Raw genomic sequence first — 25,892 nt, forward strand, 5'->3', positions numbered from 1 at the left:
CCTTGAACTCCTCGAAGGCGGCTTCGTAACCGACTGAGCGGCTTATGGCCTCGATCCCTTGCCCTTCACGAATCGCCTCAGGCCATCCCGCCTGTGCGACAAGCACACGACCCGCTGTCCGCCGCAGTGCAGAGCGCGGATTCTACTCAGGTCGGCGTCAAACGGTATCTCCGGTCAGCGTGCGGACGACTGAGGGCCAACATCCCGGCCTGCCGGTGGAACGGCGAACGGGCCCGGATGCAGCGTCCGGGCCCGTTCGGTGCGCTCACCGCGAAGAGGGTCGGGATGGCGTGCCTATTCACTCCGTCAGCTTCCTGAGACTCAGTACCGAATAGAGTCTGCGCTCTCGCCCGCCGGCGAATACGACCTTTTCGACTTCGATGTTCGCTTCAACCCGCTTGTTGAAATACTCGCCGAGTCGTCCCGTCAGTTCTTCATCGGTGCTGGCGCGAATAACCTCGCCGCTGTCGGTGCGGATTTCGACTTTTCCGCGGAATGAGCTGGCTGTGCCCAGCCATCCGGTCACCGTGACTCTTTCTGCTTCAGTGAATTCGCTTTCTTCGCATAGGAGGCGAACTCTCTGCACTCCAGATGGGCTCCAGTCGCTTCGTCTGACTGCTCCTTCGCGTGCCTGCCAGGCCACGCGAACGCCCACGCCAGCGTCTGTGAGTCCTGCCGTGAGTGACCCGATGTGTTTCATGGCTCTCTGGCCAAGAGGGGCCAACTGCTCGGTCAGCAGATCATTGGAGGAGCCGATCCCCTCTGACAGGTCCACGATATCGAGCACTTTATTGACTGCCTCATCGAGGATCGTGTGCAAGTGCCCGGACGGCTCGCCGAAAAGATCATACTGACTTTCGTCCGCAGGTGGTCCGTACATCGCCACACCGAAAGATGACGGATATGTGGCAGCGGCACTCAGGGCTGTAGCCTCGCGAATGTCGCGCGGGATCGAAGCGAACCTGGTGGGGCGACCGCATACGGCTTGAGCCACAGCAGAAACGGACTCTTGTAGGTGCGTCAGAAATGCTCCAAGCGTGGACACAGGGACTGTGTGGTGCACGGTTGGAGCGCCGGTCAGCGCCACGTCGAGTCGACGCCGTTCGGTCTCTTCCAGTGGGACTCCGATTGACCGAAGGAGTCGTTTGCGCTGCACTACGGAAAACTCTTCCGGCGTTGCCGGTGCTTCATTTTTGCCGTGAGCGCGACTGTTCCGGATCTGCCTCATCCATTGGCGGACGGCATCTTTGTCTGATGGGTCAGGCATGGGTGCACGCGGTGTCATAGCAGCACCTCTACATAGCCTCGACGCAGCTCACTCGGAATTGAGTGGACCGACGGCGGCTTGATGGCTTGGCACACCTCATCGTAGAGGCCAAGGTCTCGAAACGACTCGCTTGATTTCGCATCCAACAGGCTGGGTGCCATCTGAGAGACGGGCAGTCTCTTCGGGAGACGCAGGAGCAGGGCGTCCACGCGCATGCCTTGCTCAGCACACCAAGCGGCGTCAGTCAGGTCGGCAAGATCTGTCAGCGTCTCGCGATCAAGATCATCATAGACCTGGGCGTTGACCAGGTAGGTCACGTCCACATCACTGGGGTCGAGCTTGTTGCTCACGAAGCTCCCTCCAACCCACATGCGTGTGACCTCCCCTACCTGTGCTTCAACCAATCTGTGGTGTGTGGTCCATTCTTCCCAGATCTCGCGGCGGACAGTTGAGTCTGTGGAAGCGACGAGCGTTGTGTACAACTCGTCCAGTGAGGCCGCGTAACGGCCCGGTGGCAGCAAGCCCGTGATCGGGTCAAGAATGGGCAGACAGGTCAAGATGTCCGATCCCCCTCCCGCTTGATCGGCACGACGATCCTAGCGGCGCAACCGCACCTCGCGAGTGGTATCGCCTATTCCCGCGGTCGGTTAAAGGATCACCGTAGGCCCGTAGGGGGCCTTGCTGGGCGCGGGTCGTCCTGCGTAGCTCTCCGGACGAGGTGCGGACGACGCGAGGGCCGGCCATCGGGTGGTCGCAGGTTCCGCAGGCCACAGTGCTCCTGCTCTGACGAGCCTGAGGGGCCTGTGAATCTACTGATCGCCTGTGGTAGGGCTGGCTCCTTCACGCGACACCAGTGGTGAGTGCGGCGCAGACCAGGGTCGTCAGCCCTGCTAGCTGCAGGTCGCAAGCCAGTCTTAGCCGCTTGAATTTGCGGTGCAATATGCATGAGAGGAAGAGGACATTGTCGGTCCGCCTGTCTGCCTCCATGTGGTTCACGAGGGTTTCCTGATCCATGCTGGACCAGAGCTCCCAACCTTCACCGGCCGAGCCTGCGAGGTGCGGACGTATGGAGATCAGCAGTACGAAGAGGGATGCAACGAGGAGGGACGAACCGGCCAGCCCAAGGACGAAAAGTGCGAGCCCTGTATGAGTCCCACGGCCAAGGGAGACAGCTAAGGCCAGGGTTCCGGCATTGATCGCGATCAAGAGGCTGGCCTTGGTGTCGTGCCTGACTAGTTCTCTCTCCAGCATTGATTGTGCGGCGTTCAGGTTCCGTGTCGCTAGGTCCGAGGGCTCTGCTGTCATGCGGCACTCCAGACGGAGGGAGAGGAGAGTGCCTTGTATGACGGTCTCGAGCGCGTCTTGGTTCTCAGCCAACTGGCGAGCGCAGAGCTGTGGAGCCTGCCACGTGATCAGAGGGGAACGCCTGAGCTTGCCTGGCAGGCTAGTGGGACTGGCGTGGGGTAGGTAGGCGAGGCCAGCGTGAGTGTTTCTGCCGATCAGTGCGGTTTGACTGCGCGGACTGTAAAGCTGCCGGTCGGCGTGGCGGGTCCCGGAGGGGGCCCTCTTCGGGCCGTCCGAGGGGCCCACGAGCCTAACGACCGTCCGGCATGATGCCGGGGTGAGCATCATCGTCGAGTTCTTCGCGGCTCCGGATGACGCGACGCGGAGATCGCCGAAGCGATCCTGAGCGATCTGGCGGCTCTCGTCAGCAGCGCCCGACGCCAGGGCGAAGACGTCTACTGCTGGGTCGCTTAAGGAGCTCACGTTCGGAGCCAGATCGCAACGGACGCCGCGGTGGCGGTGCCGAGGAAAACGCAGCCGCGCTTGTCGTAGCGCGTGGCGACGGCCCGGGCCTGCTTGAGGCGGTTGATCGCCCGTTCGACGCTGTTGTGCTTCGACACCAGGGCGAAACGCCGTGGCAGAGCCTGGTCGCCTGCGTCGCAGAACTCCGTCGATCACCTGCCGATGGTTCCGCCACCTGCCAAAACACCCATTGCACACCGGCAGGAACGGCCGGAGCCGTTCCCACTCGGCATACGTCGAATCATCCCGCCCCATGCCCGCATCAACTCCGGCGCGGAGCAGTCACATGGTCGGCCGGACAAGTCCTATACCCACGTATCCAGCCACATCCGCGACCGCCAGTCGTCGATCGGGATGGCCTGGCCCGTGTACAGGGGCCAGAAGTAGATGAAGTTCCAGGTGATCAGGAGGACCAGGACACCCGCTGCCGTGGCGCCTGCGACGCGGCGGGTGTCGGAGGAGCGGGGCGGGCCGATGATCGCGCCGAGCAGCATCGCCACCGCCAGGCACAGGAACGGCAGAAAGACGACGGCGTAGAAGAAGAAGATCGTGCGCTGCTGGTACATGAACCAGGGCAGGTAGCCGGCCGCGATGCCGCAGGCGACGGCGCCCGCGCGCCAGTCGCGGCGGAAGAACCAGCGCCACAGGACGTACAGGACGGCGAAGCAGGCGACCCACCACAGCAGCGGCGTGCCGAGCGCGAGCACCTCGCGGGCGCACTTCTCGCCCGCGTCGGCGGGGCAGCCGTCCTTGCCGGGGGCCGGGGACTCGTAGAAGTACGACACCGGCCGGCCGAGGACGAGCCAGCTCCACGGGTTGGACTGGTACGTGTGCGGCGACGACAGACCGACGTGGAAGTCGTACACCTGGTGCTCGTAGTGCCACAGGCTGCGCAGCCAGTCGGGCAGGAAGGTCCAGTTGCCGCCCTTGCCGCTGGTGGCGGCCCAGTTGCGGAAGTAGCCGCCGGAGCCGTTCGTGGCGGAGAGGATCCAGCCGGTCCAGGACAGCAGGTAGGTGACCAGGGCGACCGGGACCGTGGCGAGGAACGCGAGGCCCGTGTCGCGCTTGAGGACCGTCGAGTACGGGTGACGGGCACCGGCGACCCGCCGCGAGCCGACGTCCCACAACACCGCCATCAGGCAGAACGCCGCCAGGATGTAGAGGCCGTTCCACTTCGTGCCGATGGCCAGTCCCAGCATCAGGCCCGCGGCCCAGCGCCAGGGGCGCCATCCCAGGCGGGCCGTCTCGGCCGTGTGCCGGTCGGGCCGGGCCCGGCCGTCCTCGTCCAGCGGCAGCGCGGCGGCGAGTTTCCCACGGGCCTTGTCCCGGTCGACGAGCAGACAGCCGAACGCCGCCAGCACGAAGAACATCAGCACACCGTCGAGCAGTGCCGTGCGGCTCATCACGAAGTGCAGGCCGTCCACCGTCATCAGGGCGCCCGCGAGGCACCCCAGGAAGGTGGAGCGGAACAGGCGGCGGCCGATCCGGCACAGCAGCAGCACGGACAGCGTGCCGAGCAGCGCGGTCATGAACCGCCAGCCGAAGGGGTCGAAGCCGAACATCAGCTCGCCGAGCCCGATGACGTACTTGCCGACCGGCGGGTGCACGACATAGGCCGCGTCCGCCGGGAGCGTGACGTGGCCGCCCGTCGACAGGACCAGGTCGTTGGCGTTCTTGTCCCAGTTGAGCTCGAACCCGCGGTGGACCAGCGCCCACGCGTCCTTGGCGTAGTACGTCTCGTCGAATATCACCGCCCTGGGGCTGCCCAGGTTCCAGAACCGCAGCACCCCCGCCAGCAGGGTTACGAGCAGCGGTCCGATCCAGCCCGACCAGCGCACCAGCCGGCCCGCGAGCGTGTGCGGGACGCCGAGCGCCGCCCACAGCCGCGGGGAGGGCTCGGTGTACGGCGGCACCAGGCGGTCACGGACGTCGCGGGCGTCGCTGCCGGGCTGCCCCTGGTAGCCGAAGCGGCGCAGCCGCTGCTGCCAGGACGGCCGCTGGTCGAGCGGCGCCTGGCCCTGACGGGTGTCCGTGGAGGACGCGGTACTGGTCACCGCGCCATCGTAGGGAACCGTTCTGTGTGAGTCCCGTGCATGGCCGTATGCGTCCGCATCGTCCGCCCCTGGGAGGAGTCCCCGGTCGCCGCCCCTGGGAGGATGGGGACGTGATCGGAACCCTCGTACTCGCAGGCACCCCCATCGGCGACATCGCGGACGCCCCGCCCCGGCTCGCCGAGGAACTGGCCGGGGCCGACGTCGTCGCCGCCGAGGACACGCGGCGGCTGCGCCGGCTGACCCAGGCGCTCGGCGTCACCCCCAAGGGCCGGGTGGTGTCGTACTTCGAGGGCAACGAGTCCGCCCGGACGCCGGAACTGGTCGAGGAACTGGTCGGCGGGGCGCGGGTGCTGCTCGTCACGGACGCGGGCATGCCGTCGGTCTCCGACCCGGGGTACCGGCTGGTGGCCGCCGCCGTCGAGAGGGACGTGCGGGTCACCGCCGTGCCCGGACCGTCCGCGGTGCTCACCGCGCTCGCGCTGTCCGGGCTGCCCGTCGACCGGTTCTGCTTCGAGGGGTTCCTGCCGCGCAAGGCGGGGGAACGGCTGGGGCGGCTGCGGGAGGTCGCCGAGGAGCGTCGGACGCTCGTGTACTTCGAGGCTCCCCACCGGCTCGACGACACGCTGTCGGCCATGGCCGAGGTGTTCGGGGCGGAGCGGCGGGCCGCGGTGTGCCGGGAGCTGACCAAGACGTACGAGGAGGTCCGGCGGGGCGGGCTGGGGGAGCTGGCCGCGTGGGCCGCGGAGGGCGTGCGCGGTGAGATCACCGTCGTCGTGGAGGGCGCGCCGGAGAAGGGGCCCGAGGAGGTCGGGCCGGAGGAGCTGGTGCGGCGGGTGAGGGTGCGGGAGGAAGCGGGGGAGCGGCGCAAGGAGGCGATCGCCGCGGTGGCGGTGGAGGCCGGGGTGCCGAAGCGGGTGGTCTTCGATGCGGTGGTCGCCGCGAAGAATGCCGGTGGGTGAGCCGGGTTCGGGTGGGGGCCCGGGTGCTTGGCGGGGCGCGCGTTGACTGTGGTTGATCGCGCAGTTCCCCGCGCCCCTGAGGGGGCGCTCCCAAGGGCGCTGAATCCCCTCTGAGCAGGGCGCATGTCGTTTGAGCGTGCGCCCCATGCGGGGGCAAAGCACAACGGGTGCAGGGGCAAGGGACGCCCAAATCGGGGCCAACAGTCGACAGGTCGGCTGCCATCGCCCCGCCCGAGGAGTCCACTGGGTTGCGGGGACGGAATCGTCCTCACGCCACAGCGGACCAACAGGAGCTGGCATGAGTGAGATCGCAGGGCAGACCGGGCTCCGCGCCGGTGCGACCGCAGTCGTCAACGAGTCCTACTCCTTCGCCTGCATGCGGTGCGGGCACGGCTGGGAGCAGTCGTACGAGATAGAGCACCACACGGACGCCGCGGGTCACGAGTTCGTCCTCTACGTGGCCGACGGCAAGGTGGTGCCCTCCCCGTTGAGCAAGCCCGAGTGCCACAACTGCGACAGCCACGTCGTGCGGATCATGCGGCCCGGACGGGTCGCCTCGGCGCGTGACGCGGCCCACCGGCCCCACCGCGTGCCGCCGCCCGCAGGGCCCGTGGAGGCGCCCGTCGCGGGCGCCGAGTCCGCGACGGCCGATCAGGAGCAGCGCGAGCACCACCACTGGCACCTGTCCGACCTGCTGCACCCCTTCCAGCGCAAGGCGAGCTGACCCGTCCGGCTCCCCTTGTCGACGCCCTCCCCGGTCCTCCCCCACCGGGGAGGGCGTACCCCTTTCGTAGGATCGGTGCATGCCTTCGAACACCTCCGGCCGCCCGGACAAGAACGCGGCCCCGCCCCTCCCGGACCCCCTCCGGGTGCCGGTCGCCGACTCCCACACCCACCTGGACATGCAGTCCGGCACGGTCGAGGAGGCGCTGGCGAAGGCGGCGTCGGTCGGGGTGACGACGGTCGTGCAGGTCGGCTGCGACCTCAAGGGCTCGCGCTGGGCCGCGGAGACGGCCGCCGCGCACGACGCCGTCCACGCCACGGTCGCCCTGCACCCCAACGAGGCGCCCCGGATCGTGCACGGCGACCCGGACGGGTGGTCGCGGCAGGGCGCCCGCGAGCCCGGCGGCCAGGCCGCCCTGGACGACGCCCTCGCCGAGATCGACCGGTTGGCCGCGCTGGAGCAGGTCAAGGGCGTCGGCGAGACCGGCCTCGACTACTTCCGCACCGGGCCCGAGGGCAAGGAGGCGCAGGAGCGGTCCTTCCGCGCCCACATCGAGATCGCCAAGCGGCACGGCAAAGCCCTGGTCATCCACGACCGCGAGGCCCACGCCGACGTCCTGCGCGTGCTGAAGGAGGAGGGCGCTCCCGAGCGGACCGTCTTCCACTGCTACTCCGGCGACGCCGAGATGGCCGAGATCTGCGCGAGCGCGGGCTACTTCATGTCGTTCGCCGGCAACGTCACCTTCAAGAACGCCCAGAACCTGCGGGACGCGGTGGCGGTGGCCCCGCTGGAGCTCCTCCTCGTGGAGACCGACGCGCCCTTCCTCACCCCCGCGCCCTACCGCGGGCGGCCCAACGCCCCCTACCTCGTGCCGATCACCGTGCGGGCCATGGCCGAGGTGCGCGGCACGGACGAGGACACGCTGGCCACGGCCCTCGGCGCGAACACGGCACGCGCGTTCGGCTACTGACCCGGCGCTCACCTCACCGTACGACTGTGCGTAGCCGCGTCGCTTTGGAGAGTGACGGCCGCTCCGCTAGGTTCTGGGGGCCCGATCCGGACCCCTCTGGACCCCTCCGGCCCCCTGGAGCGCGTCGGCGTGAGCAACTCCCGGTACGAGACGTACGAAGCGTACGAGCCGCGCGAGGCATACAAGGCGTACGAGCCATATAACGCGTATGACACGCATGTGGCCTACGAGACCCATGCGGCCTACGAGTCGCAGGCGGGGCCGTACGAGATGTACGGCCCCGCCTACGCCCACCCGGTGTACACCGCGTCCGCCGTGTCGCCGGCCGATCTGCACAGCGCCGAGACCCTCACCTACGGGACACCGCCACCCGGCGCCCACGCGGACACCTACCGGCCCGCCTACGAGGCGCCGACGCTGCCCGCGCTGCCCGCGCTGCCCCGGCAGGGTGCTCCGGACGACGACGAGCCCGCGCCCGGGCCCGTCGGACCCCCCGATCCGGACCCGGGAGCACGCGCCGTATCGCGTGCCGCGGCGCGCACCGGCTCGCACCGCAGGGCCACGCGCCGGCGCAGGACGCGCTACGCCGAGCGCCCGGACAGCCCCATGCGACGGCTGCTCCCGCAGGCCCTCGTCGTCGCCTTCCTGGCGGGCGGCACCACGGCGTTCGTCGCCAAGGACAAGGCGATCGAGCTGAACGTCGACGGCAACGCCCGCACGCTGCACACCTTCGCCGACGACGTCACCGAGCTGCTGGCGGACGAGGGCGTCGACGTCGGCGCCCACGACGTGGTCGCGCCCGGACCCGGCACGCGGATCAGCAGCGGTGACGAGGTCGCCGTGCACTTCGCCCGCCCCGTGCGCCTCACCCTCGACGGACACCGGCGCGAGGTGTGGACGACCGCCCACACGGTGGCGGGGGCGCTGCGGCAGCTCGGTGTGCGTCAGGAGGGCGCGTACGTGTCCACGCCGCGTTCCCGGCGCATCGGACGCGGGGGACTCGCCCTGGACGTGCGGACCGAGCGCACGGTCACGATCATGGCGGACGGCCGCGCCCGCACGGTGCGCACCAACGCGGCGACCGTCCGGGAGGCCGTCGAGCAGGCCGGGGTCACCCTGCACGGCCAGGACACCACCTCGGTCCCGCAGGGCGGCTTCCCGCGCGACGGGCAGACCGTGACGGTGCTGCGGATCACCGGCGGCAGGGAGGTCCGCGAGGAACCGATCCCCTTCGAGGTGCGGCGGACGGAGGACCCCACCCTGTTCCGGGGCACGGAGGTCGTGGAGCGGGCGGGCGAGCCGGGACTGCGCCGGGTCACCTTCGCCCTGCGCACGGTCAACGGAGTCCCGCAGAAGCCGCGCCGGATCAGGTCCGAGGTGGTGCGCGAGCCGAGCCCGCAGCTGGTCAAGGTCGGCACCAGGCAGCGTCCGGCGTCCGTCCGGGGCGCCGACCACCTCGACTGGCAGGGCCTCGCCGCCTGCGAGTCAGGCGGCCGGCCCGACGCGGTCGACTCCTCGGGCACCTACGGCGGCCTCTACCAGTTCGACACCCGGACCTGGCAGGCCCTCGGCGGCACCGGCCGCCCCCAGGACGCCCCGGCGGCGGAACAGACGTACCGGGCGAAGAAGCTCTACGTACGGCGAGGAGCCAGTCCGTGGCCGCACTGCGGGGGACGGCTGCACGGATAGGCGCCTGCACAACCCCCCGTACCCTTGTCCCGTGACCAGCAGCCCCACCCCCGACGCCCTCCTGGGCCCCGCCGACATCCGCGAGCTCGCGGCAGCCCTCGGCGTACGCCCGACCAAGCAACGCGGACAGAACTTCGTGATCGACGCGAACACCGTCCGCCGGATCGTCCGCACCGCACAGGTCCGCCCCGACGACGTGGTCGTCGAGGTCGGCCCGGGGCTCGGGTCGCTCACCCTCGCGCTGCTGGAGGTCGCCGACCGGGTCACGGCCGTGGAGATCGACGACGTGCTCGCCGGGGCGCTGCCCGCGACCATCACCGCCCGCATGCCCGAGCGCGCCGACCGGTTCGCCCTGGTCCACTCGGACGCCATGCACGTCACCGAGCTGCCCGGGCCCGCCCCGACCGCGCTGGTCGCCAACCTCCCCTACAACGTGGCCGTCCCGGTGCTGCTGCACATGCTCGACACCTTCCCGACCATCGAACGCACCCTCGTCATGGTCCAGGCGGAGGTCGCCGACCGGCTCGCCGCCCCGCCCGGCTCCAAGGTCTACGGCGTCCCCTCGGTCAAGGCCAACTGGTACGCCGAGGTCAAGCGCGCCGGTGCCATCGGGCGGAACGTGTTCTGGCCCGCGCCCAACGTCGACAGCGGCCTGGTCTCCCTGGCCCGCCGGAGCGAGCCGCTGAAGACGACGGCCGCCAAGCGCGAGGTGTTCGCCGTCGTCGACGCGGCGTTCGCCCAGCGCCGCAAGACGCTGCGGGCCGCGCTCGCCGGCTGGGCCGGGTCGGCCGCCGCCGCCGAGGAGGCCCTGGTCGCCGCCGGGGTCTCGCCGCAGGCCCGGGGCGAGTCGCTGACCGTGGAAGAGTTCGCGCGTATCGCCGAGCACAAGGCGAACCAGCACCAGGAGAAGGAGCCCGCGTGAGCGTCACGGTCCGCGTCCCTGCCAAGGTCAACGTCCAGCTGGCGGTCGGCGCCGCCCGCCCCGACGGCTACCACGACCTGGCCAACGTCTTCCTCGCGGTCGGCCTCTACGACGAGATCACCGTCACCCCGGCCGACGAGCTCCGCGTCACCTGCGAGGGCCCGGACGCCGACCAGGTCCCCCTGGACCGCACGAACCTGGCTGCGCGGGCCGCCGAGGCGCTCGCCGGGCGGTACGGCCGCAGCCCGGGCGTCCACATCCACATCGACAAGGACATCCCCGTCGCCGGTGGCATGGCCGGCGGCAGCGCCGACGGCGCAGGCGCCCTGGTGGCCTGCGACGCGCTGTGGGGGACCGGCGCCTCCCGTGACGAACTCCTGGAGATCTGCGCCGAGCTGGGCAGTGACGTGCCGTTCAGCCTGGTCGGCGGGGCGGCCCTCGGCATCGGGCGGGGCGAGCGGCTGACGCCCCTGGAGGCCGGCGGCACCTTCCACTGGGTGTTCGCGATGGCGGGGCGGGGCCTGTCCACCCCGGCGGTGTTCCGCGAGTTCGACCGGCTCGGCGAGGGCACGGACATCCCCGAACCCGTCGCCTCCGGGGAACTCCTCGCCGCCCTCGCCAAGGGCGACCCGGACGCGCTCGCCGCGGCCGTCTCCAACGACCTCCAGCCCGCCGCCCTCTCCCTCTTGCCGGACCTCGCCGGCACCCTGGCCACGGGCCGGGCGGCCGGTGCCCTCACCGCGCTCGTCTCGGGCTCCGGCCCGACCACCGCGTTCCTGGTCCGCGATCCGGAATCGGCCGCCGCGGTCGCGCAGGCCCTCACGGCGTCCGGCACGTGCAGGTCGGTGCGCACGGCGTCGGGCCCGGTGCCCGGGGCGACGGTGACGGCCGCAGACTGACCGCGTGCCGTGGCGACGCTCGCCCGGCATTGACCGCGGCCCCGCGGCAGTCGCCTCGCGTCCCGGCCCGCGGCAGTCGCCTCGCGTCCCGGCCCCGCGGCAGTCGCCTCGCGTTAATCGCGTGCCCCGGCCACAGCCGGGCGCCTAAGCTCCCCCAGTTGTTCTCGACAGGGGGCGAAAGCGTGCAGGGACTGGTCGCGGCCGTACGGCGCGGGGACGCCGACGAGGTCACGGCGCTGCTGGAGTCCGGGGCCGACCCCGACACCCTCGCCGAGGGCCTGCCGGTCCTCTGCCTGGCCGTGGCGGCGTACGACAGACCCGTCGCCGATGCGCTGCTGCGAGCAGGTGCCGACCCCCTGCGCCGGCTGCCCGACGGGAGCACCCCGTTGACGCGGGCGGTGGAAGGCGGGTCGCGCTCGCTGACGTATGCGCTCGCCACCAGCCGGATCCCGCTCCCGGCACCGGCCCGCGCCGACATGCTGGCCCGGGCCCGGCGGTGGGCCGAAACGGGCGCTGAGGCCGAGCTGCGCCGCCTCACCGGCCTCACCGGGCCCGTCGAACGGGTACGGGTGGAGGACGACGAGGTCGGCTGGTGGTGCGAGCGGCTCACGCTCGGCCCCGTGACCGTGCGCGACGAGCACCGGGCCGTCCTCACCTCCATGGAGGCCCTGTACGGCATCCGCACCCCCTTCGACGAACTGGTCGCGCGCGCCCTCGCCCACCCCGACCGGGACCACGTCGTGTGGTGCGACGTCGTGTTCACGCTCGGCCGGCGGATCGACGAGGAGACCTGGCTGTGGAGCCGGGACCTGCTCAACCACCCCGACCGGCTGCACCGCCTGCTCGCCGCCGACCTCCTGCTCTCCCTGATCCTCGGAGACCTCGTCAAGGGCGGTCAGCCGTTCTGGGAACGGGGGCGGGAGCTCGTGCCCTGGGCGGAACAGGAGGAGGACCCGGAGGTGCTGGCGGTTCTCCTGCACGCGATGACCCACGACAGCGCCCCGGAGATCGAGGCGGTCGGCCGGTCCCGTCTCACCCACCCCGACCCGGCGGTGCGCGCGCTGGTGGCGGACACCCTGGAGTGCTCCGAGGACGGCCGTTCCCTGGCCCGCCCCGAAAGCCTCGCCCTGGTGCTCACCCTGGCCCGCGACGAGGACCCCGGCGTGCGCGAGGCCGCGTGCCGCCGGCTCGCGCACTACCGGGGGAGCGAGCCCGAGGTGGGGGACGCACTGGTCGCGCTCACCCACGACGAGACGCAACCGGTCCGCATCTGGGCCGTCTCCGGCCTGGCCTACCGCGACGATCCGCGCTGTGTGGAGGCCGAGCACCGGATCGGCCCCGTCGATCCGGAGCTGCCGTACGACGAGCGGCTGATGGACGTGTCGCGCTACCAGCACCGCCGGGAAGCGAGGGACGGCGGCTGACCGCCCCGGCCGGAGCACCCCTGCGCGCGACTACCCTGGGGGTCGATCCATCCCCCTTGGCAGGAGAGTAATGGCCGTCAACCTGGTCAATGTCGAGAACGTCAGCAAGGTGTACGGCACCCGTGCCCTGCTCGACGGCGTCTCCCTCGGCGTCTCCGAAGGGGACCGCGTCGGTGTCGTGGGCCGCAACGGCGACGGCAAGACCACGCTCATCCGCCTGCTCGCCAAGCAGGAGGACGCCGACACCGGGCGCGTCACCCACTCCGGCGGGCTCCGCCTCGGCGTGCTCACCCAGCACGACTCCCTCGACCCCGAGGCCACCGTCCGCCACGAGGTCATCGGCGACATGGCCGACCACGAGTGGGCGGGCGACGCCAAGGTCAGGGACGTGCTCACCGGCCTGTTCGGCGGGCTCGACCTGCCCGGCTTCCCCAAGGGCCTGGACACCGTCATCGGCCCGCTCTCCGGCGGTGAGCGGCGCCGGATCGCCCTGGCCAAGCTGCTCATCGAGGAGCAGGACCTGCTCGTCCTGGACGAGCCCACCAACCACCTCGACGTCGAGGGCATCGCCTGGCTGGCCCGCCATCTGCAAAAGCGCAGGTCGGCCCTCGTCTGCGTCACCCACGACCGGTGGTTCCTCGACCAGGTCTGCACCCGCATGTGGGACGTCCAGCGCGGCGCGGTCTACGAGTACGAGGGCGGCTACTCCGACTACGTCTTCGCCCGGGCCGAGCGCGAGCGCATCGCCGCCACGGAGGAGGCCAAGCGGCAGAACCTGGTCCGCAAGGAGCTGGCCTGGCTGCGCCGCGGGGCGCCCGCCCGGACGTCCAAGCCGCGCTTCCGCGTCGAGGCCGCCAACGAGCTCATCGCGGACGTACCGCCGCCCCGGGACAGCAGCGAGCTGATGAAGTTCGCCTCGACCCGGCTGGGCAAGACGGTGTTCGACCTGGAGGACATCACCGTCCAGGCCGGCCCCAAGGTCCTCCTCAAGCACGTCACCTGGCAGCTCGGTCCCGGCGACCGCATCGGCCTCGTCGGCGTCAACGGCGCCGGCAAGACGTCGCTGCTGCGGGCCATGGCCCAGGCCGCCCGGACCGACGGCGAGACCCAGCCCGTGGGCGGTCACGTCCGCGTCGGCAAGACGGTGAAGCTGGCCTACCTCTCCCAGGAGGTCGCCGAACTCGACCCGAGCACACGCGTGCTGGAGGCCGTGCAGCAGGTGCGCGAGCGCGTCGACCTCGGCAAGGGGCGCGAGATGACCGCCGGGCAGCTGTGCGAGACGTTCGGGTTCGGCAAGGAGAAGCAGTGGACGCCCGTCGGCGACCTGTCCGGTGGTGAGCGCCGCCGGCTCCAGCTGCTGCGCCTGCTCATGGACGAGCCCAACGTCCTCTTCCTCGACGAGCCCACCAACGACCTCGACATCGAGACGCTGACGCAGCTGGAGGACGTCCTCGACGGCTGGCCCGGCTCGATGATCGTCATCTCCCACGACCGGTTCTTCATCGAGCGCACCACCGACCGCGTCTTCGCGCTGCTCGGCGACGGCGCCCTGCGCATGCTGCCGCGCGGCATCGACGAGTACCTGGAGCGACGGCAGCGCATGGAGGAGGCCGCGGCCGCCTCCGCCCCCGCCGCCACTCAGCAGCAGTCCGCCGCCCCGGAGAAGAGCGCCGCCGACCAGCGCGCCGCCAAGAAGGAACTGCAGAAGATCGAGCGGCAGCTCGACAAGGTCTCCGAGAAGGAGACCAAGCTCCACGCTCAAATCGCCGAAAACGCGACGGACTTCGCGAAGGTGGCCGAACTGGATGCGGAGCTGCGGGAGTTGACCGGCCAGCGCGAGGAGCTGGAGATGCGCTGGCTGGAACTCGCCGAGGACGCGTGAAGGGTGCGTGAAGACGCATAACGGCGGCATCACGGGCCGGTTCTCCCTTGGGAACAGGGGGTGAGACGGCCCGCTCCGCTGTCGGAACCTGGTGATACAAAGAGTCGTCTTAGAACTTTATGAAGCGACTCTGAGCCCATTTCGTATCTCAGGGTGTGGCTAAAAATCAGTGATCGAACGGGGGAGCCGCTGATGACTCAGCCGCCCAGTCAGCCGCCGCACGGTGGCTTCGGAGCACCGCAGAACCAGCCACCGCAGGGCGGTGGTCACGGGGCACCGCAGACCCCGCCGCCGCCTCAGGGCCCGCCCGGGACACCGCCGCCCCCGCAGGGCCCGCCGCAGCCCGGGTACGGCTACCCGCAGCAGCCGCCGCAGCCCGGTCCGTACGGGCAGCCGGGACAGCCGGGCCCCTACAACCCCGGCCCCTACGGCCAGCCGCAGCAGCCGGGTCCGTACGGCCAGCCGCAGCAGCCCGGCCCGTACGGCCAGCCCGGCTACGGGTACCCGCAGCAGCCGCAGTACCCCGGTGCGCCCGGCACCCCGCCCGGGGGCGGCTCGAACAACCCCTTCAAGGGCAAGCCCGCCCTGATCATCGGCGCGGCCGTCGCCGCGCTGCTCGTGGTCGGCGGCACCGTGTGGGCCGTCACCGGCGACGACGGCGGCAAGGGCGGGAAGAAGCCCGTCGCCCAGAAGACCGACGACCCCAAGGCGGGCTCCTCCGCCCCGGTCAACCCCGGTGACGGCAGCGGCGACGGCGGCGAGGACCCCGAGGACCTCAACGCGGGCCGCCAGGCCGGCGAGGCCAAGGTCCTCTGGTACAAGGAGGCGCCCGACGCCCCCGGCTCCGGCGCCGACGCCGACGGCATGTGGATCACCGGCAAGACCGCCGTGAAGGCCGCCTACAAGCAGCTCTTCGCCTACAACGTCGGTGACGGCAAACCGTCCTGGGACGCCATCACCTTCCCGCAGAAGATCTGTGCGACGACCCCGCAGAAGACGTCCGACGACAAGATCGTCGTCGCGTACATGAGCGGCTCGAGCGACCGCGCCAAGTGCAACCAGCTGCAGGAGATCGACCTGGTCACCGGCGAGAAGGGCTGGAAGGAACAGGTCGCCGACGGCGCCCTGTTCGACTCCACGCTCTCCGTCGAACTGTCCGTCACCGGCAAGACGCTGATGGTGGGCCGCTCCCAGTCCGGCACGGCGTACGACGTCACCAACGGCGACAAGCTCTTCGACAAGAAGAAGTACGGCAACGCCTGCTTCCCCGCCGCGTTCGCCGGTGGCGAGAAGCTGATCGCCGTCTCCTCCTGCGGCGCCGGCACCGACAAGGAACACGACGAGGTCCAGGAGCTCGACCCGAAGACCGGCAGGGCCAAGTGGACCCAGCCGTTCGACAAGGGCTGGCGGGTCGCCCGCACCTACTCGGTGAGCCCGCTGGTCGTCTACAGCACCAACGAGGACAAGAAGGCCTGGAACATCTCCACCTTCACCTCCGGCGGCAAGTTCCGCTCGCAGGTCGGCTTCGACGAGGACTTCGCCCCCGAGTGCGGCTGGGCCATCCTGGAGCGCGACCTCACGGGCTGCCAGGGCGTGGCCGTCGACGACAACACGCTGTACCTGCCGACCAAGGCCACCACCGGCGCCAACGAGGTCGTCGCGGTCGACCTCGCCAACGGCAAGGAGAAGTGGCGCGTGAAGTCACCCGCCGACGAGTCGATGCTGCCGGTGAAGACCGAGGGCGGCAAGCTCATCGCCTATGTGGAGCCGTCGTACGACGCGGGCGGGCAGATCGTGTCCATCCCGACCGGTGGCGGCAGCCACAAGCCGTCCAAGCTGCTGCAGAACCCCGAGGGTGCCTCGGACATCGAGAACAGCTTCTTCTCCAAGGAGATCGACTGGGTCGACGGGCGCTTCTACATCTCGACGACCCGGCTGAGCGGGAACGACGACGCGAAGGAGAAGTTGATGCTCGCCTACGGCAAGTGACTCCTCCTTCTCCCGAACTCCCTTCGTCGTCCGTCCCCTTCCCCGAGGTACCCACGCCATGACCCAGCCGCCGCCCCCGCCGCCCCAGCAGCCCCCGCAGGGGGGCGGCTTCGGACCGCCCCAGGACCAGCCGCCCCAGACCCCGCAGACGCCTCCGCCGACCGCCCCGCAGATGCCGCCCCCGCCGCCGCAGGGGTACGGCTATCCGCAGGGTGCCCCGGCGGCCCAGCCTCCGCAGGCCCCGCCCGGTTACGGCTACCCCGGCCAGCAGCCGGTGCCGTACGGGCAGCCGCAGCAGGCGCCGTACGGACAGCAGCAGGCGCCTTACGGGCAGCCCGGTTACGGGCAGCAGCCCGGGTACGGCTACCCGCAGCAGACCATGCCGCACCAGCCGCAGGCCGGGCAGCCCGGCGGCGGCAAGAAGTTCAACACGCAGATGCTGATCATCGTCGCCGCGGTCGTGGCGATCGCGCTGATCATCGGCGGTGGCGTCTGGTACGCCTCGTCGGGCAAGGACGAGGGCAGGCAGAACGACACCGCCGGTCAGAGCGGCGGCACCGGCGGCACGGACGACGGCAACGGCGGCACCACCTCCGGCAAGGAGAAGGCCCCGTCCGACCCCAGCGCCAAGGTCCTCTTCCAGGTCCCGGCGCCCGAGGTGAAGAACGACAGCACGGTCGTCGTCTCCGGCTCGTGGCTCACCGACAAGGCGTACGTCAAGAGCGGCATCGCCCAGATCGTCGGCTACGACCGCGACAAGGGCAGCGAGTTGTGGAAGCTGCCGCTGGCGGGCCCGGTCTGCCAGGCCAGCCGTCACGTCACCGACGACAACCTCACGGCCGTCCTGTACCAGCCGGCGATGCCCACCAAGGCCGATCCCTCGCACGGCTGCACCCAGATCGCGCTCATCGACCTCGACGCCGGCAAGCGGCTGTGGACCAAGACGGTCAAGACCGGTGACCAGCTGATCAACTTCGACAACATCACCCTCAGCGGGAAGACCGTCGCCGTCGGCAGCACCAGCGGCGGCGCCGCCTTCGACGTATCCGGCAAGCTCCTGTGGAGCCCGAAGCCGGCCGACTCCTGCTACGACGCCGGCTACGGCGGCGGCGAGAAGCTGGTCGCGGTACGCAAGTGCGGCTCCTACGACCAGCGTCAGCTGCACATCCAGACCATCGACCCGAAGTCCGGGAAGGTGATCTCGGAGTACAAGATGGCCGAGGGCATCGAGTACGCGAGCATCGTGTCGACCAACCCGCTGGTCGTCGCCGCCGACGTCGGCGACTCCGCGGGCGACGGCAGCGGCATCTCCGACTTCTTCTCCATCGACGGCAGGACCGGCAAGCTGCGCACGCGCATCTCCGCGCCGGGCGAGCAGTTCGCGGCCCGCTGCGAGGGCATCACCCGTGTCGAGGCCTGCAGCCTGCTGGCCGTCGGCAACGACCGGCTGTACCTGCCGACCGAGGAGCACGACGGCACCGGCAAGTACAGCGAGACCAACGAGATCGTCGCCTTCGACCTCGCCACCGGCAAGCAGACCGGGCAACGGGCCGACGCGGGCGACGGCTACACGATCTCGCCGCTGCGCATGGACGGCGGCAACCTGATCGCGTACAAGCGTCCCCCGTACGACAAGGGCGGACAGGTCGTGAGCATCGACGGGGGCAGCTTCAAGGAGACACTGCTGCTGCAGAACCCGGCGACGGAGACGGTCCGCGACGTGGAGACCAGCATGTCGCCGGAGTACTCCGAGTTCCTGTACTCCGAGGGGCACCTCTACATGTCCAAGGTGTATGCGAGCAAGCGGTCGACGGTGCGGGAGAAGGAGTACCTCGCGGTCGGCTTCGGCACGGGCTGATCGCCTGGTGACCGACTTGGTTCCCTTCGGCCCCGTCCCTGTTCAGGGACGGGGCCGTTCCTGTGGGGCGCGGTCAACCTGGGACGAGGGCACTTTCGGCGATCCGGGGCGATTCTCGCCGGTAGGGGGAGCGCAACGTCGAACAAGCGTGTAGCTTCCGGGGGCATGAAGGCGGAGGAGCCGGGGGGCTTCCGTGGGGGGCTGGGGTGACTGGGGGGTTGCTCGATGGGAGTGCGGCTCATGGTGGTCGACGACCACCGATTGCTGGCCGAGGCGCTGGCTTCGGCGCTGAAGCTGCGGGGGCACCGGGTGCTGGCCGCGGCGGCGCCGGCCGCGGGGGCGGCGGAGCTGGTGATCACGCGGGCACCTGAGGTGTGCCTGCTGGGGACGGCGGCGCCGGCCGAGCCGGGGATCTTCGACCCGGTGGTGCGGATCAAGCGGGAGCGGCCGCAGGTGGCGGTGCTGGTGCTGGGGCCGGTGCCGAGTCCTCGGGGCATCGCCGCGGCGTTCGCGGCGGGGGCGTCGGGGTACGTCCGGCACGACGAGCGCATAGAGGGTGTCGAGCGGGCGATCATGAAGGCGCGGGCGGGGGAGGCGGCGGTGGCGCCGCAGCTGTTGCAGGGAGCGTTCGGTGAGTTGCTCAACCCGGCGGCCCAACCGGACGACGAGGGGCAGCGGTTGCTGTCCATGCTCACGCCGAGGGAGGTCGAGGTCCTGGTCCGTGTCGCGGACGGCGAGGACACCCGCCTGATCGCGGCGGGCATGGGCATCGCACCGTCGACGGCGCGCACGCATGTCCAGCGGGTGCTGATGAAACTGGGAGTCGGCTCCCGCCTGGAAGCAGCAGCCCTTGCGGCTCGCACGGGCTTGCTGGACCGGGCGGGTCCGGTGCGGCGGGAGCCGTGAGCTGTGTGACCGGCGCGGGTCGGCTACTCCACCCGCTCGTCACCCTCCGGCTCTACCCCCGGAGGGGCCGGCGCCGCAGGCCTCAGCTTCAGCCACGCCAGGAAGAACAGGCCGAGCAGCAGCATCCCCAGCCCGGTCCACAGGTTGATGTTCACACCTGCGGCATTGTCGATGTCCGCGTCGGACGCCGTGAACCCCGCGACCATGACGATGACGCCGTAGATCACGAACAGGCCGCCGATGATCCGCCGGATGTCGAACAGCCGCGCGGCGGTCGCCGACTTGCCCTGCAGTTCGGTGACTTCCCGTTGCAGGTCCTTCTCGGAGGAGAACTCGGACATGTGCGATCACACTCCTCGTGGGTTCGGTCAGAACGAGAACGGGATGTAGCAGGCCGCGGCCAGGACGACAGCGCCCCAGCCCAGCAGGGCCGGCTTGCGGTACCAGGCCTCGTCCCCGGGTGCGGGCGGTTCCGCCATGCCCGGCGAGCGGGTGCCGTAGACCAGCCCCTGCAGCTCCTCCGTGGGCTTCGGCGCGGTGAACAGCGACACCGCCACCATGACGACCGCACCCGCGACGAAACCCGCGATCGCCGAGACGAAGTTGGCCCCCTGGTCGGAGGGGATGTCTACGATGTCCTGCTTGTAGAGGACGAAGTAGTTGACCATCGCGGCGGTGGTGCCCGCGAGCAGCCCCCAGAAGCCCGACTTCATGGACGCCCGCTTCCAGAACATGCCGATGATGAAGACGACGAACATCGGCACGTTGAAGAAGGAGAAGAGGGTCTGCAGGTAGGCCATGATGTTGGAGAAGGAGCGGGCGAGGAACGCCGTGCCGATGGAGGCCATGACGCCGACCGCGGTGATGAGGCGGCCGAAGCGGACGTAGTACTCGTCCTCGCGGCCCCTCACCACGTACTTCGCCCAGATGTCCGTGGTGAACACGGTGTTGAACGACGACACGTTGGCCGCCATGCCCGCCATGAACGCCGCGAGCAGGCCGGTGACGGCGATGCCCAGCACGCCGTTGGGCAGCAACTGGGACATCAGGTAGGGGATCGCGTCGTTGTACTGGAGGTCGGAGCCGGACGTGCCGATCTTCGGCACCAGCACCGCGGCGACCAGGCCCGGGATCATCACCAGGAAGACGATGAAGATCTTCGGGAACGCGGCGATCAGCGGGGTGCGCTGGGCCGCCGAGAGGTTCTTCGCGGACAGCGCGCGCTGCACCTCGGCGAAGTTCGTCGTCCAGTAGCCGAAGGAGAGGACGAAGCCGAGGCCCAGGACGATCGTCAGCCAGTTCGCGCCGAGCGGGTTGTCGCTGCCGATGCCCGTACCGCCCCAGGACGTCATGAAGTCCGCGCCGTGGCTCTTGGTGAGGGAGTCGGACAGGCCGTCCCAGCCGCCGACCTTCTTCAGGCCGAGGACGGTGATGGGGATGAGCGCCGCCAGGATCACGAAGAACTGCAGGACCTCGTTGTAGATCGCCGACGACAGGCCGCCGAGGGTGATGTAGGCCAGGACGAAGAAGCCGGCCACCACGATCGCCACCCACTCCGGCCAGCCCAGCAGCGCCTCGACGACGATGGCCAGGGCGTACAGGTTGACGCCGGCGATGAGAATGGCGGCGAAGGCGAAGAGGATCGAACTGAGCAGGTGCGCCGCCCGGTCGAAGCGCATCAGCAGGAACTCCGGGACCGAGCGGACCTTGGAGCCGTAGTAGAAGGGCATCATCACCAGGCCGAGGAAGACCATGGCCGGGATGGCGCCGATCCAGTACCAGTGCGTGGTATAGACGCCGTACTGGGCGCTGTTGGCGGCCATGCCCAGGATCTCGGTGGCGCCCAGGTTGGCCGCGATGAAGGCCAGACCGGTGACCCAGGCGGGCAGGGAGCGGCCGGAGAGGAAGAAGTCGAGACTGGTCTTCACCGAGCGCCGGGCGGCGAAGCCGATGCCGAGGACGACGAGGAAGTAGATGCCGAGGATCGTGTAGTCGAGCCAGTTCGTGGGGAGTCGCAGCTCGGCCGACAGATATGTGGGGGTTTGCATGAGCCCTCGCTTCGTTGCGCGAACCGATACCTCGCCGGGTCTTCTTCTCCGCGTTCAGCAATTGAACCCGTCTTCTGATGCACTTTGTTGGATTGTGATGTTGACGCTTGGGGATGGTGGTGTTTTTATATGTTGGGTTCTGTTTGAAGGACAAGGAGTCCGGCGTGAAGAAGACCTCGACCCGGCTGGCCGACGGTCGCGAGCTCATCTACTACGACCTGCGTGACGACAGCGTGCGGGACGCGACCGACCGCCGGCCGCTGGACCGCACCGTCACCACGTCCGAGATCCGCCGCGACCCCCTCCTCGGCGACTCCGTCGCCATCGCCTCGCACCGCCAGGGCCGCACCTACCATCCGCCGGCCGACGAGTGCCCGCTGTGCCCCTCCGAGGGGGACCGCCTGAGCGAGATCCCGGACTCCTCGTACGACGTCGTCGTCTTCGAGAACCGCTTCCCCTCGCTGGCCGGCGACTCGGGCCGCTGCGAGGTCGTCTGCTTCACCTCCGACCACAACGCGTCCTTCGCCGACCTCACCGAGGAGCAGGCGGGCCTGGTGCTGGAGGCCTGGACGGACCGCACCTCGGAGCTGTCCCACCTCCGGTCCGTCGAGCAGGTGTTCTGCTTCGAGAACCGGGGCGCCGAGATCGGCGTGACCCTCGGCCATCCGCACGGCCAGATCTACGCCTACCCCTTCACCACCCCCCGCACCGCGCTGATGCTCCGCTCGGTCGCCGCCCACAAGGAGATGACCGGCGGGGAGAACCTCTTCGACACCGTCCTGGAGCAGGAACTCGCCGGCGAGCGGGTCGTCCTGGAGGGTGAACACTGGGTCGCCTTCGTGCCGTACGCGGCGCACTGGCCGTACGAGGTCCACCTGTACCCCAAGCGCCGCGTGCCCGACCTACTCGGCCTGGACGAGGGCGCGCGCACAGAGTTCCCCAAGGTCTATCTGGAACTCTTGAGGCGCTTCGACCGGATCTTCGGTGAGAGTGAGCCCCCGACGCCGTACATCGCGGCCTGGCACCAGGCACCGTTCGGCGCGCTGGAGGAGTTCGACGGGGTCGTGCGCGAGGACTTCGCGCTGCACCTCGAGCTTTTCACCATCCGCCGCACTTCCGGCAAGCTGAAGTTCCTCGCGGGTTCCGAGTCCGGCATGAACGTGTTCATCAACGACGTGCCGCCGGAGCGCGCGGCCGAGCGACTGCGAGAGGTAGCGAGTTCATGAGCGGGAAGTACCTGGTGACAGGCGGTGCGGGATACGTCGGCAGCGTGGTCGCGCAGCACCTGCTGGAGGCCGGCCACGAGGTCGTCGTCCTCGACAACCTCTCCACGGGCTTCCGCGAGGGCGTCCCCGCGGGCGCCTCGTTCGTCGAGGGCGACATCCGCGATGCCGCCAAATGGCTGGACTCCTCCTTCGACGGTGTGTTGCACTTCGCCGCGTTCTCGCAGGTCGGCGAGTCGGTCGTCAAGCCGGAGAAGTACTGGGACAACAACGTCGGCGGCACCATGGCGCTGCTGGCAGCGATGCGCGAGGCGGACGTCCGCACGCTGGTCTTCTCCTCGACGGCGGCGACGTACGGCGAGCCGGAGCAGGTCCCGATCGTCGAGTCGACGCCCACGTCCCCCACGAACCCGTACGGCGCCTCGAAGCTCGCCGTCGACCACATGATCACGGGTGAGGCGGCGGCGCACGGGCTGGGCGCGGTCTCCCTGCGCTACTTCAACGTGGCGGGCGCCTACGGCGAGTACGGCGAGCGCCACGACCCCGAGTCGCACCTGATCCCGCTGGTCCTCCAGGTGGCGCAGGGCAGGCGCGAGTCGATCTCGGTCTTCGGTGACGACTACGCGACGCCGGACGGCACCTGCGTCCGCGACTACATCCACGTCGCGGACCTGGCCGAGGCCCACCTGCTGGCCCTGAAGGCCGCCGCCCCCGGCGAACACCTGATCTGCAACCTCGGCAACGGCAACGGCTTCTCGGTCCGCGAGGTCATCGAGACCGTCCGCCGGGTCACGGGCCACCCGATCCCCGAGGTCGTGGCCCCCCGCCGGGGCGGTGACCCGGCGGTCCTGGTGGCCTCGGCCGCCACCGCCCGCGAGAAACTGGGCTGGAACCCGTCCCGCGCGGACCTCGCGGGAATCGTCGCGGACGCGTGGGACTTCGCGCAGCGGCGCGGCAACTAGTACGTACGGAAAGGGTCAGGGGTCAGGCATGAGCGAGGCTGTGGCGCAGACGGTCGCCTCCCGGTTCAGCGAGCTGTACGGAGCCGAGCCGCACGGTGTGTGGGCGGCACCGGGCCGCGTCAACCTCATCGGCGAGCACACGGACTACAACGACGGCTTCGTCATGCCGTTCGCCCTGCCGCACACGGCGGTGGCGGCGGTGGCACGCCGCGACGACGGGATCCTCCGCCTCCACTCGGAGGACGTCGACTCAGGCGTGGCCGAACTCCGCCTGGACGACCTGTCCCCCGAGTCGGACAAGACCTGGACCGCGTACCCGGCGGGCGTGGTCTGGGCCCTGCGCGAGGCCGGCCACGCGATCACGGGTGCGGACATCCACCTGTCCTCCACGGTCCCGTCGGGCGCGGGCCTGTCGTCGTCGGCGGCCCTGGAAGTCGTCGTCGCCCTGGCCCTGAACGACCTGTTCTCCCTCGGCCTGCGCGGCTGGCAACTGGCCCGCCTGTGCCAGCGCGCGGAGAACGTCTACGTCGGTGCGCCCGTCGGCATCATGGACCAGACGGCGTCGGCCTGCTGCGAGAGCGGCCACGCCCTGTTCCTCGACACGCGTGACCTCTCCCAGAAGCAGATCCCCTTCGACCTGGCGGCCGAGGGCATGCGCCTGCTGGTCGTGGACACCCAGGTCAAGCACTCCCACAGCGAGGGCGAGTACGGCAAGCGCCGCGCCGGCTGCGAGAAGGGCGCGGCCCTGCTGGGCGTCGACGCGCTCCGGGACATCCCCTACGCCGACCTGGACGCGGCCCTGGCCCGCCTGGGCGACGAGGAGGAGGTCCGCCGTCTGGTCCGCCACATCGTCACGGAGAACGCGCGCGTCGAACGGGTCGTCTCCCTCCTCGAATCCGGCGAGACCCGCGCGATCGGACCGGTCCTGATCGAGGGCCACGCCTCCCTCCGCGACGACTTCCGCATCTCCTGCCCGGAGCTGGACCTGGTCGTCGACACGGCCCTGGCGTCCGGCGCCCTGGGCGCCCGCATGACGGGCGGCGGCTTCGGCGGCTCGGCGATCGTCCTCGCGGAGGAGCAGGACGTGGACGCCATCACCAAGTCGGTGACGGAGGCGTTCGCGTCGGCGGGCTTCACGACCCCCCGCGTCTTCGAAGCGGTCCCGTCCCCGGGCGCCCACCGCCTCCCCTGACCGACCCCACGAAAGCGGCGCCCTCGTTCCCTCGAGGGCGCCGCCTTTTCGTCATCCGTGTCAGCGGTTGACGGGTTCCCGGATCGAGGTGCAGGCTCGCGGGCTTGGCCGCGGTGGTCGCCCACAGTCCCGTACCGGGCAGACTCGCCGTGACGGAGACGGGTTCGAAGGCGCCCCTGTCCAGCCAGACCCAGGTGGGCGCGTTCACCGTCGACCTGGCTTCGTCGGCGGCACGACGGTCCGCTGATGCGCGAGCCCGGCGAGGGTTTCGGTGTCGATGGCCTGAGGAACGCCGGGGTTCTTGCCGTTGTCGACCCGAAAGGGGTCGCGTGTGCAGGCTTTGGCCGCCGGGTCGTCCTTCATCTCCGGGTTCTTCACCGCCACCCACCACATGCCCTCGTCGTTCCTGGCGACGTTGAAGTCCTTGGCCTTCCAGTACGGCTCGTACCAACAGGCCGGCGGCTCCCAGTCCACGGCAGTGGAGGTGACCGGACCGCTGCCCTTCGCCTTGGTGCCCTTTCACGGTGATGCTGACGCGAGACTCCAGGGCCGGACCTGAGGAGTCGCCGGATGTCTTCTTCTGCTGGGCGCCGACAGTGTCGAACCCTCCAGCCGTAGCCGGAAACGTCCCGAGCCCGGTCAGCGCTGTGGTCAGCGCCGCCAGCCCCAGGTACCGCGTCAGGGCTGGCACTTCTGCGACCCCCGGTCCTCGGTGAGATCCCAGGTCTGCCAGACGCCTTCCTCGTTCTTCTTCAGGCCGAGGTTGTAGAAGACGTAGCTGTTGGGCGTGGTCTTGGTGCCCTGCAGCTTGTTCGTCTCGCGATCCTTGAGGTCGGCCTTGCTCTCGTCGACGCAGTACGTCAAAGCCGCCGACTTCTTGTCGAACACCGTCACCTTGCGGTCGAAGTAACGCAGGGTGCCGGCCCAGCTGGTCTTCTTGTCGATGGCACCCTTCGCATACTCGTAGACGCCGACCAGCGCGTTGTCCGTGTAGTAGAAGGCCATGCCCGACTTCTTCAGATCGCCGTACGCCATGGCCTGCCACACGGTGCTGACGGTTCGTTCGTTGTCCGCCAGAATCGCGTCCTTGACGGAGTCGCCGGTCTGCTATCGGTCGT

23 protein-coding genes are annotated in these 25,892 nt (G+C 70.0%); 14 read left to right on the plus strand and 9 right to left on the minus strand.

From position 1 onward, the window contains the following. Positions 1-298: 298 nt before the first annotated feature. From AB0B29_RS10935 to AB0B29_RS10955, 5 genes are all read right to left on the minus strand, one after another. Positions 299-1,285 (minus strand): hypothetical protein, encoded by a 987-nt coding sequence (locus AB0B29_RS10935; RefSeq protein WP_362236870.1) that lies wholly within the window; start codon positions 1,283-1,285, stop codon positions 299-301. Further along, on the minus strand, positions 1,282-1,824 hold the full coding sequence (locus tag AB0B29_RS37740; RefSeq protein WP_436845824.1) for a DUF6932 family protein: 543 nt from the start codon (positions 1,822-1,824) through the stop codon (positions 1,282-1,284). The genes AB0B29_RS10935 and AB0B29_RS37740 overlap by 4 nt, the downstream gene beginning before the upstream one ends. Before the next feature lie 283 nt (positions 1,825-2,107). Then, positions 2,108-2,572: a Pycsar system effector family protein gene (locus AB0B29_RS10945; RefSeq protein WP_362236875.1), complete on the minus strand. Its 465-nt coding sequence runs from the start codon at positions 2,570-2,572 to the stop codon at positions 2,108-2,110. A gap of 458 nt (positions 2,573-3,030) precedes the next feature. Further along, positions 3,031-3,171 (minus strand): hypothetical protein, encoded by a 141-nt coding sequence (locus AB0B29_RS10950; protein ID WP_436845825.1) that lies wholly within the window; start codon positions 3,169-3,171, stop codon positions 3,031-3,033. Positions 3,172-3,378: 207 nt separating this feature from the next. Further along, on the minus strand, positions 3,379-5,127 hold the full coding sequence (locus tag AB0B29_RS10955) for a dolichyl-phosphate-mannose--protein mannosyltransferase (protein ID WP_362236878.1): 1,749 nt from the start codon (positions 5,125-5,127) through the stop codon (positions 3,379-3,381). Between the two features lie 110 nt (positions 5,128-5,237). Here AB0B29_RS10955 and rsmI point away from each other — a divergent pair, with 110 nt between their 5' ends. The 11 genes from rsmI to AB0B29_RS11010 all read left to right on the plus strand — a co-directional run bounded on the left by rsmI (position 5,238) and on the right by AB0B29_RS11010 (position 19,349). Beyond that, positions 5,238-6,086: a 16S rRNA (cytidine(1402)-2'-O)-methyltransferase gene (gene rsmI, locus AB0B29_RS10960; RefSeq protein WP_362236880.1), complete on the plus strand. Its 849-nt coding sequence runs from the start codon at positions 5,238-5,240 to the stop codon at positions 6,084-6,086. A gap of 298 nt (positions 6,087-6,384) precedes the next feature. Next, a complete protein-coding gene (locus AB0B29_RS10965) occupies positions 6,385-6,810 on the plus strand; it encodes a hypothetical protein (protein WP_362236883.1) in 426 nt (141 codons plus the stop codon). A 79-nt stretch (positions 6,811-6,889) separates the two neighbouring features. Beyond that, on the plus strand, positions 6,890-7,780 hold the full coding sequence (locus AB0B29_RS10970; protein WP_362236886.1) for a TatD family hydrolase: 891 nt from the start codon (positions 6,890-6,892) through the stop codon (positions 7,778-7,780). Positions 7,781-7,909: 129 nt separating this feature from the next. Further along, positions 7,910-9,469 (plus strand): ubiquitin-like domain-containing protein, encoded by a 1,560-nt coding sequence (locus AB0B29_RS10975; RefSeq protein ID WP_436845826.1) that lies wholly within the window; start codon positions 7,910-7,912, stop codon positions 9,467-9,469. Between the two features lie 31 nt (positions 9,470-9,500). After that, complete coding sequence (gene rsmA / locus AB0B29_RS10980; protein WP_362236888.1) at positions 9,501-10,391, plus strand: 16S rRNA (adenine(1518)-N(6)/adenine(1519)-N(6))-dimethyltransferase RsmA; 891 nt, start codon at positions 9,501-9,503, stop codon at positions 10,389-10,391. Then, positions 10,388-11,290, plus strand: coding sequence for a 4-(cytidine 5'-diphospho)-2-C-methyl-D-erythritol kinase (locus AB0B29_RS10985; RefSeq protein WP_362236891.1), 903 nt, complete (start codon positions 10,388-10,390; stop codon positions 11,288-11,290). The genes rsmA and AB0B29_RS10985 overlap by 4 nt, the downstream gene beginning before the upstream one ends. A 158-nt stretch (positions 11,291-11,448) precedes the next feature. Next, a complete protein-coding gene (locus AB0B29_RS10990; RefSeq protein ID WP_362236893.1) occupies positions 11,449-12,714 on the plus strand; it encodes a HEAT repeat domain-containing protein in 1,266 nt (421 codons plus the stop codon). A 70-nt stretch (positions 12,715-12,784) separates the two neighbouring features. Beyond that, positions 12,785-14,596 carry an ABC-F family ATP-binding cassette domain-containing protein gene (locus AB0B29_RS10995; RefSeq protein WP_362236895.1) on the plus strand — a complete coding sequence of 604 codons (1,812 nt, stop codon included), beginning with the start codon at positions 12,785-12,787 and terminating at the stop codon, positions 14,594-14,596. A gap of 192 nt (positions 14,597-14,788) precedes the next feature. After that, a complete protein-coding gene (locus tag AB0B29_RS11000; RefSeq protein ID WP_362236897.1) occupies positions 14,789-16,585 on the plus strand; it encodes an outer membrane protein assembly factor BamB family protein in 1,797 nt (598 codons plus the stop codon). A 58-nt stretch (positions 16,586-16,643) separates the two neighbouring features. After that, positions 16,644-18,443: an outer membrane protein assembly factor BamB family protein gene (locus tag AB0B29_RS11005; RefSeq protein ID WP_362236900.1), complete on the plus strand. Its 1,800-nt coding sequence runs from the start codon at positions 16,644-16,646 to the stop codon at positions 18,441-18,443. Positions 18,444-18,668: 225 nt separating this feature from the next. After that, positions 18,669-19,349, plus strand: coding sequence for a helix-turn-helix transcriptional regulator (locus AB0B29_RS11010; protein ID WP_104780177.1), 681 nt, complete (start codon positions 18,669-18,671; stop codon positions 19,347-19,349). Between the two features lie 23 nt (positions 19,350-19,372). On the opposite strand, the gene AB0B29_RS11015 is transcribed toward AB0B29_RS11010, so the two are convergent. Continuing rightward, positions 19,373-19,690 (minus strand): hypothetical protein, encoded by a 318-nt coding sequence (locus AB0B29_RS11015; RefSeq protein WP_362236903.1) that lies wholly within the window; start codon positions 19,688-19,690, stop codon positions 19,373-19,375. A gap of 27 nt (positions 19,691-19,717) precedes the next feature. Beyond that, positions 19,718-21,397 carry a sodium:solute symporter family protein gene (locus AB0B29_RS11020; RefSeq protein WP_362236905.1) on the minus strand — a complete coding sequence of 560 codons (1,680 nt, stop codon included), beginning with the start codon at positions 21,395-21,397 and terminating at the stop codon, positions 19,718-19,720. A gap of 164 nt (positions 21,398-21,561) precedes the next feature. On the opposite strand from AB0B29_RS11020, the gene galT reads away from it, so the two are divergent. The 3 genes from galT to galK are packed head-to-tail and all read left to right on the plus strand — an operon-like array spanning position 21,562 to position 24,774. After that, on the plus strand, positions 21,562-22,623 hold the full coding sequence (gene galT / locus AB0B29_RS11025; RefSeq protein ID WP_362236907.1) for a galactose-1-phosphate uridylyltransferase: 1,062 nt from the start codon (positions 21,562-21,564) through the stop codon (positions 22,621-22,623). Next, complete coding sequence (gene galE / locus AB0B29_RS11030; protein WP_362236910.1) at positions 22,620-23,582, plus strand: UDP-glucose 4-epimerase GalE; 963 nt, start codon at positions 22,620-22,622, stop codon at positions 23,580-23,582. The genes galT and galE overlap by 4 nt, the downstream gene beginning before the upstream one ends. A gap of 28 nt (positions 23,583-23,610) precedes the next feature. Then, positions 23,611-24,774 (plus strand): galactokinase, encoded by a 1,164-nt coding sequence (gene galK, locus AB0B29_RS11035; RefSeq protein ID WP_362236912.1) that lies wholly within the window; start codon positions 23,611-23,613, stop codon positions 24,772-24,774. A gap of 204 nt (positions 24,775-24,978) precedes the next feature. Here the strand turns inward: galK and AB0B29_RS11040 are convergent, their stop codons facing one another. Next, positions 24,979-25,248, minus strand: a complete 270-nt coding sequence (locus AB0B29_RS11040; protein ID WP_362236915.1) for a hypothetical protein — start codon at positions 25,246-25,248, stop codon at positions 24,979-24,981. 204 nt (positions 25,249-25,452) lie between these two features. Beyond that, the gene (locus AB0B29_RS11045) at positions 25,453-25,821 is read right to left on the minus strand and encodes a hypothetical protein (RefSeq protein WP_362236918.1); all 369 of its coding nucleotides are present in this window, start codon (positions 25,819-25,821) and stop codon (positions 25,453-25,455) included. Between the last annotated feature and the right edge of the window lie 71 nt (positions 25,822-25,892).

This window comes from Streptomyces tibetensis (genome assembly GCF_040647715.1).
Classification (GTDB): Bacteria; Actinomycetota; Actinomycetes; order Streptomycetales; family Streptomycetaceae; genus Streptomyces; species Streptomyces tibetensis_A.

Bases quoted from the DNA above. Each gene is read 5' to 3' on its own strand.
- AB0B29_RS10935 (WP_362236870.1), bottom strand. From the start codon at position 1,285: ATGACACCGCGTGCACCCATGCCTGACCCATCAGACAAAGATGCCGTC.
- AB0B29_RS10945 (WP_362236875.1), bottom strand. From the start codon at position 2,572: ATGACAGCAGAGCCCTCGGACCTAGCGACACGGAACCTGAACGCCGCA.
- AB0B29_RS10965 (WP_362236883.1), top strand. From the start codon at position 6,385: ATGAGTGAGATCGCAGGGCAGACCGGGCTCCGCGCCGGTGCGACCGCA.
- AB0B29_RS10970 (WP_362236886.1), top strand. From the start codon at position 6,890: ATGCCTTCGAACACCTCCGGCCGCCCGGACAAGAACGCGGCCCCGCCC.
- AB0B29_RS10995 (WP_362236895.1), top strand. From the start codon at position 12,785: ATGGCCGTCAACCTGGTCAATGTCGAGAACGTCAGCAAGGTGTACGGC.
- AB0B29_RS11000 (WP_362236897.1), top strand. From the start codon at position 14,789: ATGACTCAGCCGCCCAGTCAGCCGCCGCACGGTGGCTTCGGAGCACCG.
- AB0B29_RS11005 (WP_362236900.1), top strand. From the start codon at position 16,644: ATGACCCAGCCGCCGCCCCCGCCGCCCCAGCAGCCCCCGCAGGGGGGC.
- AB0B29_RS11010 (WP_104780177.1), top strand. From the start codon at position 18,669: ATGGGAGTGCGGCTCATGGTGGTCGACGACCACCGATTGCTGGCCGAG.
- AB0B29_RS11015 (WP_362236903.1), bottom strand. From the start codon at position 19,690: ATGTCCGAGTTCTCCTCCGAGAAGGACCTGCAACGGGAAGTCACCGAA.
- AB0B29_RS11020 (WP_362236905.1), bottom strand. From the start codon at position 21,397: ATGCAAACCCCCACATATCTGTCGGCCGAGCTGCGACTCCCCACGAAC.
- galE (WP_362236910.1), top strand. From the start codon at position 22,620: ATGAGCGGGAAGTACCTGGTGACAGGCGGTGCGGGATACGTCGGCAGC.
- galK (WP_362236912.1), top strand. From the start codon at position 23,611: ATGAGCGAGGCTGTGGCGCAGACGGTCGCCTCCCGGTTCAGCGAGCTG.